The following is a 13,665-nucleotide window of genomic DNA, read 5'->3' as shown; positions in this document are numbered from 1 at the left end:
CGGCCGGGGAGACCCCCGGGTCCCGCCCCCGGGCCCGGCCTCCCCGGGACGGGTCTCCCCGGACGCCGCCGGGGTTTTCCACAGGAGAGAACAGGCCCTGGCGCCGTGAACGGCGATCACCGACCGTGGTTACGGGAGGTGGTCGACCTTGGACCGGTGGGCCGAGTACCGAAGGACGCTGGGCGGCCGTGGCGAGGACCTCGCCGTGGCCTTCCTCCGACGCGCCGGGATGCGGGTGGTCGCCCGCAACTGGCGCATCCCCGACGGGGAGATCGACATCGTGGCCCGGGACGGCCCCGTCCTGGTCGTCGCGGAGGTCAAGACCCGCACCTCCGTCCGGCACGGGCACCCGGTGGAGGCCATCACCCCCGACAAGCGGCGCCGCCTGCGCCGCCTCGGGCACGCCTGGGCGGTCCGGCACCGGGTGCCCGCCCACCCCCTGCGCGTGGACGGCGTCTGCGTCCTGATCAGCGGCGGGCGCGTGTTCGTCTCCCATGAGCGGGGGATGGCATGATGACGCTCGCCCGCACCCGCTGCATCGCCCTGCTGGGCGTCCAGGGGCACATCGTCGAGGTGGAGGTGCACCTGGGCGGCGGCGACTTCGGGGTGACCCTGGTGGGGCTGCCCGACGCCGCGCTCCGCGAGGCCAGGGACCGCATCCGCGCCGCCGTCGTCAACAGCGGCGAGGAGTGGCCCAGCGGCCAGATCGTCATCAGCCTGTCCCCGGCCAGCCTGCCCAAGTCCGGGAGCCTGTTCGACCTGGCCATCGCCGCCGCCGTCCTGGCCGCGGCGGGCTCGGTGCCGGTGGAGCGGCTGCAGGACAGCGTCCTCATCGCCGAACTGGGCCTGGACGGCCGGGCGCGGCCGGTGCTGGGGGTCCTCCCGGCGGTCGTGTCGGCCGCCGAGCAGGGCTACCGCAGGTTCGTCGTCGCGCGGGGGAACGCCGCCGAGGCCCGGCTGGTGCCCGGCGCCGAGGTGACGGCGGTGGACAGCCTGATGGACCTGTGCCAGTGGCTGCGCGGGGAGTACCTCCCCGAGGCGCACGAGGAGGAGTCCGTGCCCCGCCCCCGGGAACCGCGTGGTCAGGGGCCCGACCTGTCCGACGTCCTGGGGCAGCCGGTGGCCCGCCGCGCGGTGGAGATCGCCGCGGCCGGCGGCCACAACCTCATGATGCTGGGGCCTCCCGGCACCGGCAAGAGCCTGCTCGCCGAACGCCTGCCCACCGTGCTGCCCCCGCTCAGCCCCGCCGAGGCGCTGGAGGCCACCGCGATCCACTCGGTGGCGGGCATGCTGCCGCCCGGCGCGCCCCTGGTCACCGCACCCCCCTTCGCGGCACCGCACCACACCTCCACCCGGGCCTCGATCATCGGCGGCGGCAGCGGCTACCCCACACCCGGCTGGGTGTCCAAGGCCCACCGCGGCGTGCTCTTCGTCGACGAGGCCCCGCAGTTCGGGCGCGGCGTGCTGGACTCCCTGCGCGAACCCCTGGAGCGCGGCGAGGTGGTCCTGGCCCGCGCCTCCTCGACGGTGACCTTCCCGGCCCGCTTCCAGCTCGTGATGGCCGCCAACCCCTGCCCCTGCGCCAAACCCGGCGCCCTGTGCACCTGTCCCGCCGGTGAGCGGCGCCGCTACTTCTCCCGCCTGTCCGGGCCCCTGCTGGACCGGATCGACCTCAAGGTGGAGCTGCAACCGGTGTCGAGGGCCGAGCTGCTCGCCGACCGCGTCTTCGCCGAGTCCTCCGAGGTGGTGGCCGCCCGGGTGGAGAAGGCCCGCGCCCGCGCCGCCGAGCGGCTGGCGCACACGCCCTGGACCACCAACGCGGCCGTCCCCGGGGCGCGTCTGCGCCGTGAGTTCCCGGTGGAGTCCGCCGCGCTGCGGGTGCTGGGCAGAGCGATGGACCTCGGACAGATCAGCGCCCGGGGGGTGGACCGCGCCCTGCGGGTCGCCTGGACCCTGGCCGACCTCGCCGACCGGGACCGCCCCGGCGAGGAGGAGGCGGCCTACGCCTTCGCGCTCTGGGCGGGGCGCGCGTGGTGAGCACGGACACGGCGGAGGGGAGCGGGGGAACGGTGCGGGACGCGGAGGACGAGGCGGACGCGCGTGCGCGGGCCTGCCTGACGGCGGTGGCCCCGCCGGGGGACCTGTGGCTGGGGGCGATGCTCGCCGAGCACGGCGCGGAACGGGTGTGGGCGCTGCTGGTGGCGGGGGCGCACCCGCCACCGGTGCCCGCCGGAGCCGGGGAGGACGGCCCGGGGCCGGAGGCGCAGACCCTGCTGGAACGCAGGTGGGCCCGGTGGGGCGCCGCGGCACGGGCGGTGGACCCCGACGGACTGCTCGGCGACTCGGCGGCGTCCGGCATCCGCTTCGTGGCGCCGCGGGACCCAGAGTGGCCCGGCCGCCTCGACGAACTGGACCTGCCCGGCGGGCGGCGCTCGCACGGACTGTGGGTGCGCGGCGCGGGGGACCTGCGTCACCTGTGCCTGCGCTCGGTGGCCGTGGTGGGCGCTCGCTCGGCCACGTCCTACGGGGAGCACGTGGCGGCGGAGATGGCCTACGAGCTGGCCGAGCGCGCGGTCGTGGTGGTCTCCGGCGGGGCCTACGGGATCGACGGGGCCGCGCACCGGGCGGCCCAGGCCCACGGCGGCACGGTCGTGGTGCTGGCATGCGGGCTGGACGTGGACTACCCGCGCGGGCACGCGGGCCTGTTCGCCGACGTCGCCCGCACCGGGGTGCTGGTGAGCGAGCGGCCGGTGGGCGCCACCCCGCGCGCACCGGACTTCCTGGTCCGCAACCGGCTGATCGCCGCGCTCACCCCGGGCACGGTGGTGGTGGAGGCCGGACGGCGCAGCGGGGCGCTCAACACCGCCTCGCACGCCGCCGAGCTCAACCGGGTGCTGATGGCGGTCCCCGGCCCGGTCACCTCGGCGATGTCGGTGGGCTGCCACCTGCTGCTCCGCGACTGGAACGCGGGCTGCGTCACCTGCGCGGACGACGTCGTCGCCCAGGTGAGCGCGCTGGGGGAGCTGCCGCCGGAGTCCGGGCCGCTGCGGGTGTCGGCCGAGCTCGACCAGGACAGCGCCCGGGTCCTGGCGGCGGTGCCCCGGTCCGGCGCCGGACCGGCGGTGATCGCCGTGGCCAGCGGGACCCGTTTGGAGAGGACCCTGCGCTCCCTGGGGATGCTGGCCGCGGCCGGGCTGGTGGAGCGCTGCCCCTCGGGCTGGCGGCTGCCGCAGTGAGCGCGCACGGGCGGTCGCGGCCAGCGGGCCCGCTCACAGCGTCCGCCGACGGTCCGGAGAGGTCAGGGGCCGCCGGACAGCTGCCGGGTCGAGGCGGTGAGGCGCCGTGGACGGTCGCGGCCTACCCGGTCCGGCGCAGACGCGTCCCCCGTGCCGCGTACGCTCCGCGGCCCGCTCCCGCCCGTCCGGCTCTCCGGCGCGCGGGGGCGAAGCCGGTACACGGGATCCCGGCCGGGGGCGGCACGCGGACCGGCGCGCGGCGACGGTGACGCACCCCGCGGGAGGGGTACGGTGACGCCATGACCAAACCCTACAGTGACGCCCTGGTGGCGGACGGGCCCCTGCTGTTCGTCTCCGGACAGACCCCCGAGGGTCCCGGGGGAGAGGTCGCCGGGGACGTCGGGGGGCAGACGCGCCAGATCTTCCGCAACCTGGAGGCCGTCCTGACCCGCCACGGCGCGGACCTGGGCCACCTGGTCAAGCTCACCTACTACCTGCGCCACATCTCCGACCTGGAGGAGTTCCGCTCGGCCCTGGTCGAGTGCCTGCCCGACGGACACCTGCCCGCCGCTTCCCTGGTGGAGGTGAGCGGCCTGGCCGACCCCACCTACCTCGTGGAGGTCGAAGGGGTCGCCTGCCTGCCCTCCGGGAGGTAGGCGTGCTGGAGCGCTTCGCCGCGCACCTGTCGGGCGAGCTGGGGCGCTCGCCCCACACCGTGCGCGGTTACCTGGCCGATCTGCGCTCCCTCCTGGCGTACCTGGAGGAGCGGGAACGGGGAGTGCGGGACCTGGACGTGGACCTGGTGCGCGGGTGGCTGTCCCGTGCCCGCGACGCGGGCGCCGGCCGCGCCACCGTGGCCCGCCGCGTGGCCGCGGTCCGCGCGTTCACCCGGTTCCTGCACCGCGAGGGCGTACTGGCGGCCGACCCCGGTCCGCGCTTGGCCAGCCCGGCGCAGCAGCGCTCCCTGCCCACGGTGCTCGACGAGCGCCAGGCCGCCGCGGCGCTCGCGGGGGGGACCGAGCAGACCCCGACCGGCCTGCGCCGCCGCGCGGTGGTGGAGACGCTCTACGCCACCGGCGTGCGCGTCGCCGAGCTGTGCGCCCTGGACCTCGCCGACGTGGACCGCGAACGCGACACCGTGCGGGTCCTGGGCAAGGGGGCCAAGGAGCGGACGGTCCCCGTGGGCGGTCCGGCCCTGGACGCCCTCGACGCCTGGCTGTCCGGCGGACGCCCGGAGGTGGCGGGCGCCGCCAGCGGCTCCGCGCTGTTCCTGGGGGCGCGGGGCGGCCGCCTCGGCGTCCGCCAGGCCCGCGAGGACGTGCACGCCCACCTGCGCGCCGTCGGCGCGGACAGCGCGCCGCACGGTCTGCGGCACAGCGCGGCCACCCACCTGCTCAACGGCGGCGCCGACCTGCGCAGCGTGCAGGAGTTCCTGGGCCACGCCAGCCCGCGCAGCACGCAGATCTACACCCACGTGTCCGTGGAGCGCCTGCGCGACACCTACCGCCGGGCCCACCCCCGCGCCTGACCGCTCCCCGAGCCGCCCCGGGTTCGTCCCGGCGCGCCCGGTCGGCGTACCGTGCGCCCGCGGCCCTCCCCCCCCCGCGACGACGCGGTCGGCGGGACCGGCAGCAGGCGGAACCGACCCAGGCCGAGCAGGGAGAGCGGGTCGAGGTAGTCGTCGCCGCGGAGCAGGCCCCAGTGCAGGCAGGGCCGCTCCGGGCAGTGCGGCGGCGCGGCGGCGAGCGTGCCCAGGACGTCCCCGGCGGCGACCGGGTCGCCGCGGACCAGGTCGGACTCCACCGGCAGGTAGGTGGTGCGCAGGTCGCCGTGCGCCACGCTCACCAGCGGTGCGCCCGCCACCCGGCCCGCGAAGTGCACCCGCCCCACCCCGGCCGCGCGGACCTCCCGGCCGGGTTCCGCGGCCAGGTCCACGCCCAGGTGTCCGGGCAGCCAGCGCTGTTCGGGCGGGTCGAAGGGGCGCAGCACCTCGACCGGCGGGTGCAGCGGCCAGTGCCAGTCTGCATCGGCGGGGTGGTACGGGGACAGGAGCGAGAGCCCCAGGGACAGGGCCAGGAGCAGTGAGGGGGCCATACCTCCAGGGTCCGGGCGCGGGGGCCGCGACGCCAGGGGGAGTCCGGGCCTGTGGACGATCCCGCCGCGGAAGGGGCGGGACACGGCGCAGGTCCCGACGTATTCCCGATGGAGATAGAATCATCTGTGGCCCGTCGGGCCGATCACAATACGCACGTCCACGAGCCTCCTCAGCGAGGGGCCGCACCCGCGGTCCGTGCCGCCTCCGGGCGGTGCGGCGGTACGGCCGGGGCGTCAGGAACAACCGAGGGCGGGGTCCCTCCCCGCCACCTCAAGGAGGACCAGGTCATGGCCACAGTCGTGACGATCCGCCAGCTCCTGGAGAGCGGCGTCCACTTCGGGCACCAGACCCGTCGCTGGAACCCCAAGATGAAGCGCTTCATCTTCACCGAGCGCAACGGCATCTACATCATCGACCTCCAGAAGTCGCTGGCCTACATCGACCGCGCCTACGAGTTCGTCAAGCAGACGGTCGCCCACGGCGGCACCGTCCTGTTCGTCGGCACCAAGAAGCAGGCGCAGGAGGCCATCGACGAGCAGGCCCGCCGCGTCGGCATGCCCTACGTCAACCAGCGCTGGCTGGGCGGCATGCTCACCAACTTCTCCACCGTGCACAAGCGGCTCCAGCGCCTCAAGGAGCTGGAGGAGATCGACTTCGACGACGTCGCCGGCTCCTCGCTCACCAAGAAGGAGCTCCTCAACCTTCGCCGTGAGAAGGAGAAGCTGGAGCGCACCCTCGGCGGTATCCGCGACATGTCCCGCGTGCCCAGCGCGGTCTGGATCGTGGACACCAAGAAGGAGCACATCGCGATCAGCGAGGCTCGCAAGCTGAACATCCCGGTGGTGGCCATCCTGGACACCAACTGCGACCCGGACGAGGTCGACTACCCGATCCCGGGTAACGACGACGCCATCCGCAGCGTCAGCCTGCTCACCCGCGTGGTCGCCGACGCCGTCGCCGACGGTCTCATGGCCCGCTCCGGCGCCTCCGAGGCCTCCGGCGAGCGCAAGTCCGCCGAGGAGCCCCTGGCCGAGTGGGAGCGCGAGCTCCTGGAGGGCAAGGCCGACTCGGGCCAGGCCGCCGCCGAGGCCGCCGAGACCGCCGCCGAGCAGGCTCCGGCCGAGACCGCCGTCGTCGCCCCGGCCGACGAGGTCGCCGCCGAGGCCCCGGCCGAGGCCACCTCCGAGGACTCCCCGGTCGACGCGCCCGCGAAGGCCCCCGACGCCGAGTAGTCCCGTGCCTCCGAGCACCGTCGCCGCCCCGCCGTTCCCGGCGGGGCGGCCGCTCGGTGCCCGGGAGCGGATCAGCTCCACTTTCCGTACAGACTCTCCACTCCAAGGGAATCCGAGAACAGTCATGGCGAACTTCACCGCCGCGGACGTCAAGAAGCTGCGCGACATGACCGGCGCCGGCATGATGGCCTGCAAGAAGGCCCTGACCGAGGCCGACGGCGACTTCGACAAGGCCGTCGAGGCCCTGCGCGTCAAGGGTGCCAAGGACGTCGGCAAGCGCGCCGAGCGCACCGCCGCCCAGGGCATGGTCGTCCTCAAGCAGGAGTCCGAAGGCAAGGCCACCCTCGTCGAGCTCAACTGCGAGACCGACTTCGTCGCCAAGAACGACCAGTTCATCGCGCTGGTCAACCAGGTCGCCGACTTCGTCGCCGCCCAGGACAGCGACGACCTCGCCACCGTCGCCGCCGCCGAGATCGAGCCGGGCAAGACCCTCCAGGCCTTCATCGAGGCCAAGAGCGCGGTCATCGGCGAGAAGCTGGAGTTCCGCCGCTTCGCCAAGTTCGAGGGCGCCTACGTCGCCAGCTACCTCCACAAGTCCGACCCGGACCTGCCCCCCACCATGGGCGTCCTGGTCGAGCTGGACAAGGCTGACGAGGAGGTCGGCAAGGACCTCGCCCAGCAGATCGCCGCGCTGGCCCCGCAGTACATCGGCCGGGACGACGTTCCCGCCGAGGTCGTGGAGAACGAGCGCCGCATCGCCGAGCAGACCACCCGCGAGGAGGGCAAGCCCGAGCAGGCCATCCCCAAGATCGTGGAGGGCCGCCTCAACGGTTACTTCAAGGACGTGACGCTGCTCGGCCAGCCGTTCGTCAAGGAGAACAAGAAGACGGTCCAGAAGGTCGTCGACGAGGCCGGCGTGACCGTCAAGCGCTTCGTCCGCTTCAAGGTCGGCCAGGCCTGAGGGTTTTGAGATGATGGAGGTGCCGGGGAGACTGCTCCCCGGCACCTTCGGTGGATATGGGCGGGTGGCGGGGCGCGTGAGCCCGGCCGGCCGCAGCGAGGATCACTCGGGGGACCCTGTGCCGCTCGGGGACGACAAGGGAGGCCACAGGCTGTGAACGAAGCGACGAGCACCGAACCTGCGATGCACGGTTCCGGGTGGAAGCGCGTGATGCTCAAACTCTCCGGCGAGGCGTTCGCCGGCGGCGGCGGCCTGGGCATCGACCCCGAGGTCGTCCAGTACGTGGCCGAGTCCATCGCCGAGGCGGTCTCCGAGGGCATCCAGGTCGCCGTGGTCGTCGGCGGCGGCAACATGTTCCGCGGCGCCCAGCTCACCGAGGGCGGCATCGAGCGCGGACGCGCCGACTACATGGGCATGCTCGGCACCGTCATCAACTGCCTCGCCCTCCAGGACTTCCTGGAGCGGCTCGGTGTGGACACCCGCGTGCAGACCGCGATCCACATGAGCCAGGTCGCCGAGGCCTACATCCCGCGCCGCGCCGTCCGCCACCTGGAGAAGGGCCGCGTGGTCATCTTCGGCGCCGGTCTGGGCGCACCGTTCTTCTCGACCGACACCACCGCCGCCCAGCGCGCGCTGGAGATCGGCGCGCAGGCGGTCCTCAAGGGCACCCAGGTCGACGGGGTCTACGACTCCGACCCCCAGCGCAACCCCGACGCGGTCAAGTTCGACAAGCTCAACTACAACGAGGTCCTCACCCGCGGCCTCAAGGTCATGGACGCGACCGCGGTCAGCCTGTGCATGGACAACGGGCTGCCCATCGTCGTGTTCGACCTGATGAGCCAGGGCAACATCCTGCGCGCGGTACGCGGTGAGAAGATCGGCACCATCGTCGGGCCGACCCCGGTCTAGACAGCCTCCGCGACCACAGCAAGCCACGACACCAGGGAGCGCCCACATGATCGAAGAGACCCTCCTCGAGGCCGAGGAGAAGATGGAGAAGGCCGTGACCGTGGCGAAGGAGGACTTCGCCACGATCCGCACCGGCCGCCCCACCCCGGCGACCTTCAACAAGATCACCGTCGACTACTACGGCGCCCGGACGCCGATCAACCAGCTGGCCTCCTTCTCGGTCCCCGAGCCGCGCATGGTGGTCATCTCGCCGTTCGACGTCAACTCGCGCACCGACATCATCAACGCCATCCGCAACAGCGACCTGGGCGTGAACCCCTCCGACGACGGCCAGGTCATCCGCGTGGTCTTCCCCGACCTGTCCGAGGAGCGCCGCAAGGAGTACGTCAAGGTCGCGCGGACCAAGGCCGAGGACGGCAAGGTCTCGATCCGCAACGTCCGCCGCCGCGCCAAGGACACCTTCGAGAAGGCCGTCAAGTCCGGCGACATCGGTGAGGACGAGGCGCACCGCGCCCAGGCCGAGCTGGACGAGCTGTCTTCGAAGTACGTCGCGTCCGTCGACGAGCTGCTGAAGCACAAGGAATCGGAACTGCTCGAGGTTTAGCCGGTGACCCTTCCTTCCTCCAGCGACTCGGGAGGCGATGACCGCTCGCCCGAGCACAGACCCGGCGGCGGGCCGCGGGGCGGTCCCGATCCGGACGGGCAGCGCTTCGTGCTGCACAAACCGGGGGGCGAGCCGGTCCGGACGGGCCGCAACCTCCCGGTGGCCATCGCCAGCGGGTGCGCCCTGGGCGCCCTCGTGTTCTTCTCCGTCTTCCCCCTCCCCCAGCTGTTCACGATCATCACTTCCCTGGGGGTGCTGATCGGCCTGCGCGAGGTCAACCGGGCGTTCGCGGGCAAGGGCATGGGCCTGGCACTGGTACCGCTGGCCGTGGGCGGCGTGGCCATGCAGGTCGCCGCCTACTTCGGGGGAACCGACTGGTTGGTGGGCACGACCGCGCTGACCGCGATCGTCGCTCTGGTGTGGCGGTTGCGCGGAGGTACGGAAGGGTTCGTGGCCGACGTCGCGGCCAACCTGTTCACCCTGGTGTACCTGCCGTTCCTCTTCGGTACGTGGCTGCTGCTCATCTCCCATCCCGAGGACGGCCAGTACCGCCTGGTCACGTTCATCGTGGTGACGATCTCCAGCGACATCGGCGGGTACTTCGCCGGAATCCTGCTGGGTCGGCACAAGATGGCGCCGGTGATCAGCCCCAACAAGACCTGGGAGGGCTTCGGCGGATCGGTCGTGGGCTGCGCCGTGGCGGGCGCGCTGTGCGTGACGCTGATGCTGGACGGCCCGTGGTGGGTCGGTGTGGTCCTGGGCCTGGCCGTCGTGCTGGCCGCCACCGTCGGAGACCTCATCGAGTCGCTGTTCAAACGCGACCTCGGGGTCAAGGACATGGGCAGGTTCATGCCCGGGCACGGCGGCCTCATGGACCGCCTGGACTCGCTGCTGATCGCCGGTCCCGTCACGTGGATGGTGCTGAGCCTGCTGCTGTAGGCGGGCGGCGGACGGGGCGGGTCCTCCCGGGGACCCGCCCCGTCGGCGTCCCCGCTTCTGGCCCCCCGACCGGGCGGGTGGATACGCTCGTCGGGTGGATGAACCGCTGATCGAACGAATGCGCGTGTACGGCGAGACGGTCTTCGCCGAGATGACGCGGCTGGCCGTGGAGACCGGATCGGTCAACCTGGGGCAGGGGTTCCCCGACACCGACGGTCCCCGTTCCCTGCTGGAGGCCGCCTCCGGGCACATCCTGGAGGGGGTGAACCAGTACCCGCCCGGGCCGGGCCGCCCCGAGCTGCGGCGGGCGGTGAGCCGCTACCGGGCCCGCCACTACGGCATCGAACTGGACCCGGACACCGAGGTCTACGTGACCGTCGGCGCCACCGCCGGGATCGCGGCCGCGATGCTCGCCCTGGTGGAGCGCGGAGACGAGGTGATCGTCTTCGAGCCGATGTACGACTCCTACGCCGCCATGATCACGCTGGCGGGCGGGGTGCGCAGGCCGGTGACGCTGCGGCCGGACCCCGTGACCGGCCGGTTCACCTTCGACCCCGCCGAGCTGCGCGCGGCCGTGGGACCCCGCACCCGGATGGTCCTGGTGAACACGCCGCACAACCCCACGGGGACCGTGTTCACCGCCGAGGAGCTGGAAGAGGTCGCGCGGGTGTGCCGCGAGCACGACCTGATCGCGTTCACCGACGAGGTGTACGAGTTCCTCACCTTCGACGGGCGGCCGCACGTGCCGCTGGCCGCCCTGCCGGGCATGCGCGAGCGGACGCTGTCGGTGTCCTCGGTCGGCAAGATGTTCGCGGTGACCGGGTGGAAGACCGGCTGGGTGATGGGGCCCGAACCGCTGGTCACAGCGGTGCGCACGGTGAACCAGTTCCTCACCTTCTCCGCGAACGGCGCGCTCCAGCTGGCCGCGGCCGAGGCCATCGACGGGGAGGAGGAGTGGGTCGCCGCCCAGCGCACCGCCCTCCAGGGCAAGCGAGACCGCCTGGTGGAGGGGCTGAGCGGGGCCGGTTTCCAGGTGGACGCGTGCGAGGGCACCTACTTCGTCATGGCCGACATCCGCCCGCTGGGGTACGCGGACGGGGTGGAGGTGGCCCGCGCCCTGCCCAGGGAGGCCGGGGTGGCGGCCGTGCCCGCCCAGGTGTTCTACGACCATCAGGAGGAGGGCGCGCACCTGCTCCGGTTCGCGTTCTGCAAGAGGGACGAGGTGCTGGACGAGGCGGTCGCCCGCCTCTCCGGCTGGCACGCGCGCGGGAGGTAGGAACCCGCCGCCGTGCGCACCGGCGGAGCGCACGGCGGCGTCCGTCAGACCCGCGGGGCCCGGCGGGAGCGCGCGTCCATCACCTCGACCAGGCGCCGCTCCGCGTCGGGCCCCGCGGTGATCCGGGGCAGGCGCCACATCAGGGCGGCCCCGGCCACCCACCACACGAGCACCATCAGCCACTCGTTGGGCCAGCTCAGCGCCGCGGGCATTCCGGGCAGGTAGAGCAGGAGCAGTCCCGCGGACAGCACGAGGGCCACCGTTCCGACGGGGACGCCCGCCGGGACGGTGAAGGGCCGCTCCATGGCGGGTTCGCGGCGGCGCAGCACGAGGAAGCTGACCACCACGGTGACGAAGCCGACCACGATGTTCAGGCCCCCGGCGTTGACCAGCCAGCCCAGCATCGGCTCGCCGAAGAACGGGGACACCAGGGAGAGCGCGCCGACGAACAGCACGGCGTTGGACGGGGTGCGAAAGCGAGGGTGCAGGCGGCCGAACCAGGCCGGGAGCATCCACGATGCGGCCATGGCGTAGATGAGGCGGCTGCCGCCGATGAGGAAGGCGTTCCAGCTGGTCAGCAGGCCCGCGACGCCGCCGAGGACGAGCAGGTTGCCCATGGCCGCGCTGTCCCACATGGCGGCGACGGCGTCGGCGGAGGCCAGTTCCGAGTCCGCCAGCTCGGCCGGGCCCAGGCCCGAGCCCGCCGTCAGCACGACCATCACGTACCAGGCGGTCGCGCAGAACACCGACAGCACCAGCAGGGTGCCGACCATGCGGTACGGGAGTCTGATCTCGGAGGCCGACTGCGGGATGACGTCGAAGCCGACGAAGAGGAACGGGACCGCCACCAGGACCACGAACATGCCCGGGACGCCGTCGCCGAACAGCGGCCGCATGTTGTCCACGGACCCGCCGACGAACGCGCCGGTGACCATGGCGGCCCCGGTGACCAGCAGGAATAGCACCGCGATGGTCTGGAAGACGCTCGCGGGCCTGATGCCGACGTAGTTGACGGCGGTCATCAGCACGGCCGCGGCCACGCCCACGGCGACCAGGCCGGCGTGGACGTCGTACCCGGCGACGGTCCACAGGCGGCCGACCGCCATGTCGGGGAAGAGGTAGACGAGGGTCTGGGGGACGGCCACGGCCTCGAAGGCGACGACGGAGACGTAGCCCAGGATCATGGCCCAGGAGGCGGTGAAGGCCCCCTTGGGGCCGATGGCGCGCATGGCGTAGTGGTGTTCCCCGCCCGCGTGCGGCATCGCGGCGACGAGTTCGGCGTAGGTGAGGCCGACGAAGGCCATGATGACTCCGCCGACCACGAAGGCCAGCGCCGCGCCCGCGCTCCCCGCCGCGTCGACGAAGTCGCCCACCAGTACGATCCAGCCGAAACCGATCATCGCGCCGAAGCCGAGGGCGAGGACGTCACCCCTTCCGAGCACCCGGACGAAACTCTGGCTGTTGTCGGACACGGGGTCTCCCAACGGTCGTGCCTGTGGTGCAGGACACACAAGCACGCGGCGGCGGTGAGCGGAAGGGCCCGCCGCGGAGGTTTTCGCTTCCGCCGCCCACACCGCTCGCGCACCGGTGCGGCGCCCGGCCCCGGCCGCCGGTCGGTGCGGACGCCCCACCCGCGAACGCGCGGTCCGGAGGCCGGACGCGGTGGGTGCTCCCGACGGCCGGTCGGGCGTCCGTCGGTGAGCCCGTTCCCTCCGGGGCGGAGGAGCTCACGGGTTCCACACCATGGTCCGCTGGTGCACGTGCTTCCCCCCGAAGCGCACGCCCGGCACCACAGGGGTCGGACCGTGGGGCTCGAACCCGGCCCGTGCGAAGAAGCGCACGGCGCCGGTGTTCTCCACGAGGGTCTGCAGGTGGCAGCCGCGGGATCCCCGCGAGCGCAGCCGCTCCTGCCACTCGCGCACCAGAGCGGCGCCCACGCCCGTGCCGCGTGCCCGGGACTCGACGTTGACGTGCAGGTGGGCGGGCCAGCGCGGGTCCGAGAGCTCGCCCGCGGTGGGTCTGCGCCTGAGGGCGGACACCCCCGCGTCCAGCACGGCCCGTGCGAAGAAGGCCGCGGGTCCGCGACGCAGCGCGAGCCGGTGCTCCCGGATGGCGCGGTTCATGAGCTCGCTCTCCCCGGGCATCGCGGAGGGTTCGGGGCAGCCGGTCAGGTAGCCCGCCATCCGTCCGTCGACGAGGGCGACCAGCAGCGAGTCGGGCACGTGGTCCATGTAGGGGGCCAGGTAGACAGCGGCCTCGGACGGAAGGTGTCCCCAGAGCTCCCCGGACGGAGACCCCTCGCCCGCACGGGCGAACAGCGCCCGCAGTTCGGCGCGGTCGTCCTCGCGGAAGGTCCGGATCTCGGTACTGGCCACGGTGCCGCCCCTTAACTGTGTATCAAGTACAGTGTAGA

General features: G+C 73.2%; 14 protein-coding genes. 11 read left to right on the top strand and 3 right to left on the bottom strand.

All coding sequences use genetic code 11. The features are described from left to right. The first annotated feature begins 148 nt into the window (after positions 1 to 148). From KGD83_RS24670 to KGD83_RS24650, 5 genes are all read left to right on the top strand, one after another. Positions 149 to 514, top strand: a complete 366-nt coding sequence (locus KGD83_RS24670; protein WP_212641388.1) for a YraN family protein — start codon at positions 149 to 151, stop codon at positions 512 to 514. Beyond that, positions 514 to 2,037: a YifB family Mg chelatase-like AAA ATPase gene (locus KGD83_RS24665; RefSeq protein ID WP_212641387.1), complete on the top strand. Its 1,524-nt coding sequence runs from the start codon at positions 514 to 516 to the stop codon at positions 2,035 to 2,037. Before KGD83_RS24670 ends, KGD83_RS24665 begins: the two co-directional genes overlap by 1 nt. Then, positions 2,034 to 3,236 (top strand): DNA-processing protein DprA, encoded by a 1,203-nt coding sequence (locus KGD83_RS24660; RefSeq protein ID WP_394358083.1) that lies wholly within the window; start codon positions 2,034 to 2,036, stop codon positions 3,234 to 3,236. Before KGD83_RS24665 ends, KGD83_RS24660 begins: the two co-directional genes overlap by 4 nt. 299 nt (positions 3,237 to 3,535) lie before the next feature. Further along, the gene (locus KGD83_RS24655; protein WP_212641386.1) at positions 3,536 to 3,892 is read left to right on the top strand and encodes a RidA family protein; all 357 of its coding nucleotides are present in this window, start codon (positions 3,536 to 3,538) and stop codon (positions 3,890 to 3,892) included. Between the two features lie 2 nt (positions 3,893 to 3,894). Then, positions 3,895 to 4,764: a tyrosine recombinase XerC gene (locus tag KGD83_RS24650; protein ID WP_212641385.1), complete on the top strand. Its 870-nt coding sequence runs from the start codon at positions 3,895 to 3,897 to the stop codon at positions 4,762 to 4,764. On the opposite strand, the gene KGD83_RS24645 is transcribed toward KGD83_RS24650, so the two are convergent. Further along, entirely contained in the window at positions 4,737 to 5,330 is a 594-nt protein-coding gene (locus KGD83_RS24645; RefSeq protein ID WP_212641384.1) for a M23 family metallopeptidase, read from the bottom strand. The two genes, KGD83_RS24650 and KGD83_RS24645, sit on opposite strands and share 28 nt — an antisense overlap. Before the next feature lie 288 nt (positions 5,331 to 5,618). Between KGD83_RS24645 and rpsB the strand changes: the two genes are divergently transcribed. The 6 genes from rpsB to KGD83_RS24615 all read left to right on the top strand — a co-directional run bounded on the left by rpsB (position 5,619) and on the right by KGD83_RS24615 (position 11,252). Next, positions 5,619 to 6,563: a 30S ribosomal protein S2 gene (gene rpsB, locus KGD83_RS24640; RefSeq protein WP_212641383.1), complete on the top strand. Its 945-nt coding sequence runs from the start codon at positions 5,619 to 5,621 to the stop codon at positions 6,561 to 6,563. A gap of 124 nt (positions 6,564 to 6,687) precedes the next feature. Then, positions 6,688 to 7,524 carry a translation elongation factor Ts gene (gene tsf / locus KGD83_RS24635; RefSeq protein ID WP_017566252.1) on the top strand — a complete coding sequence of 279 codons (837 nt, stop codon included), beginning with the start codon at positions 6,688 to 6,690 and terminating at the stop codon, positions 7,522 to 7,524. A 183-nt stretch (positions 7,525 to 7,707) separates the two neighbouring features. Further along, positions 7,708 to 8,433: a UMP kinase gene (gene pyrH, locus KGD83_RS24630; RefSeq protein WP_036552624.1), complete on the top strand. Its 726-nt coding sequence runs from the start codon at positions 7,708 to 7,710 to the stop codon at positions 8,431 to 8,433. 46 nt (positions 8,434 to 8,479) lie between these two features. Next, positions 8,480 to 9,037 (top strand): ribosome recycling factor, encoded by a 558-nt coding sequence (gene frr / locus KGD83_RS24625; RefSeq protein ID WP_047867736.1) that lies wholly within the window; start codon positions 8,480 to 8,482, stop codon positions 9,035 to 9,037. Positions 9,038 to 9,040: 3 nt separating this feature from the next. Then, positions 9,041 to 9,976 (top strand): phosphatidate cytidylyltransferase, encoded by a 936-nt coding sequence (locus KGD83_RS24620; RefSeq protein WP_212641382.1) that lies wholly within the window; start codon positions 9,041 to 9,043, stop codon positions 9,974 to 9,976. A gap of 94 nt (positions 9,977 to 10,070) precedes the next feature. Next, positions 10,071 to 11,252, top strand: a complete 1,182-nt coding sequence (locus KGD83_RS24615) for a pyridoxal phosphate-dependent aminotransferase (RefSeq protein ID WP_212641381.1) — start codon at positions 10,071 to 10,073, stop codon at positions 11,250 to 11,252. 44 nt (positions 11,253 to 11,296) lie between these two features. On the opposite strand, the gene KGD83_RS24610 is transcribed toward KGD83_RS24615, so the two are convergent. Both KGD83_RS24610 and KGD83_RS24605 read right to left on the bottom strand, forming a co-directional pair. Further along, positions 11,297 to 12,724: an APC family permease gene (locus tag KGD83_RS24610; RefSeq protein WP_212641380.1), complete on the bottom strand. Its 1,428-nt coding sequence runs from the start codon at positions 12,722 to 12,724 to the stop codon at positions 11,297 to 11,299. A gap of 255 nt (positions 12,725 to 12,979) precedes the next feature. Further along, positions 12,980 to 13,627, bottom strand: a complete 648-nt coding sequence (locus KGD83_RS24605; RefSeq protein ID WP_212641379.1) for a GNAT family N-acetyltransferase — start codon at positions 13,625 to 13,627, stop codon at positions 12,980 to 12,982. Between the last annotated feature and the right edge of the window lie 38 nt (positions 13,628 to 13,665).

The organism is Nocardiopsis akebiae (assembly GCF_018316795.1).
Taxonomy (GTDB): Bacteria; Actinomycetota; Actinomycetes; order Streptosporangiales; family Streptosporangiaceae; genus Nocardiopsis; species Nocardiopsis dassonvillei.
The sequence above is the reverse complement of the archived record's forward strand: the minus strand, read 5'-3'. Positions and strand labels throughout refer to the sequence as shown.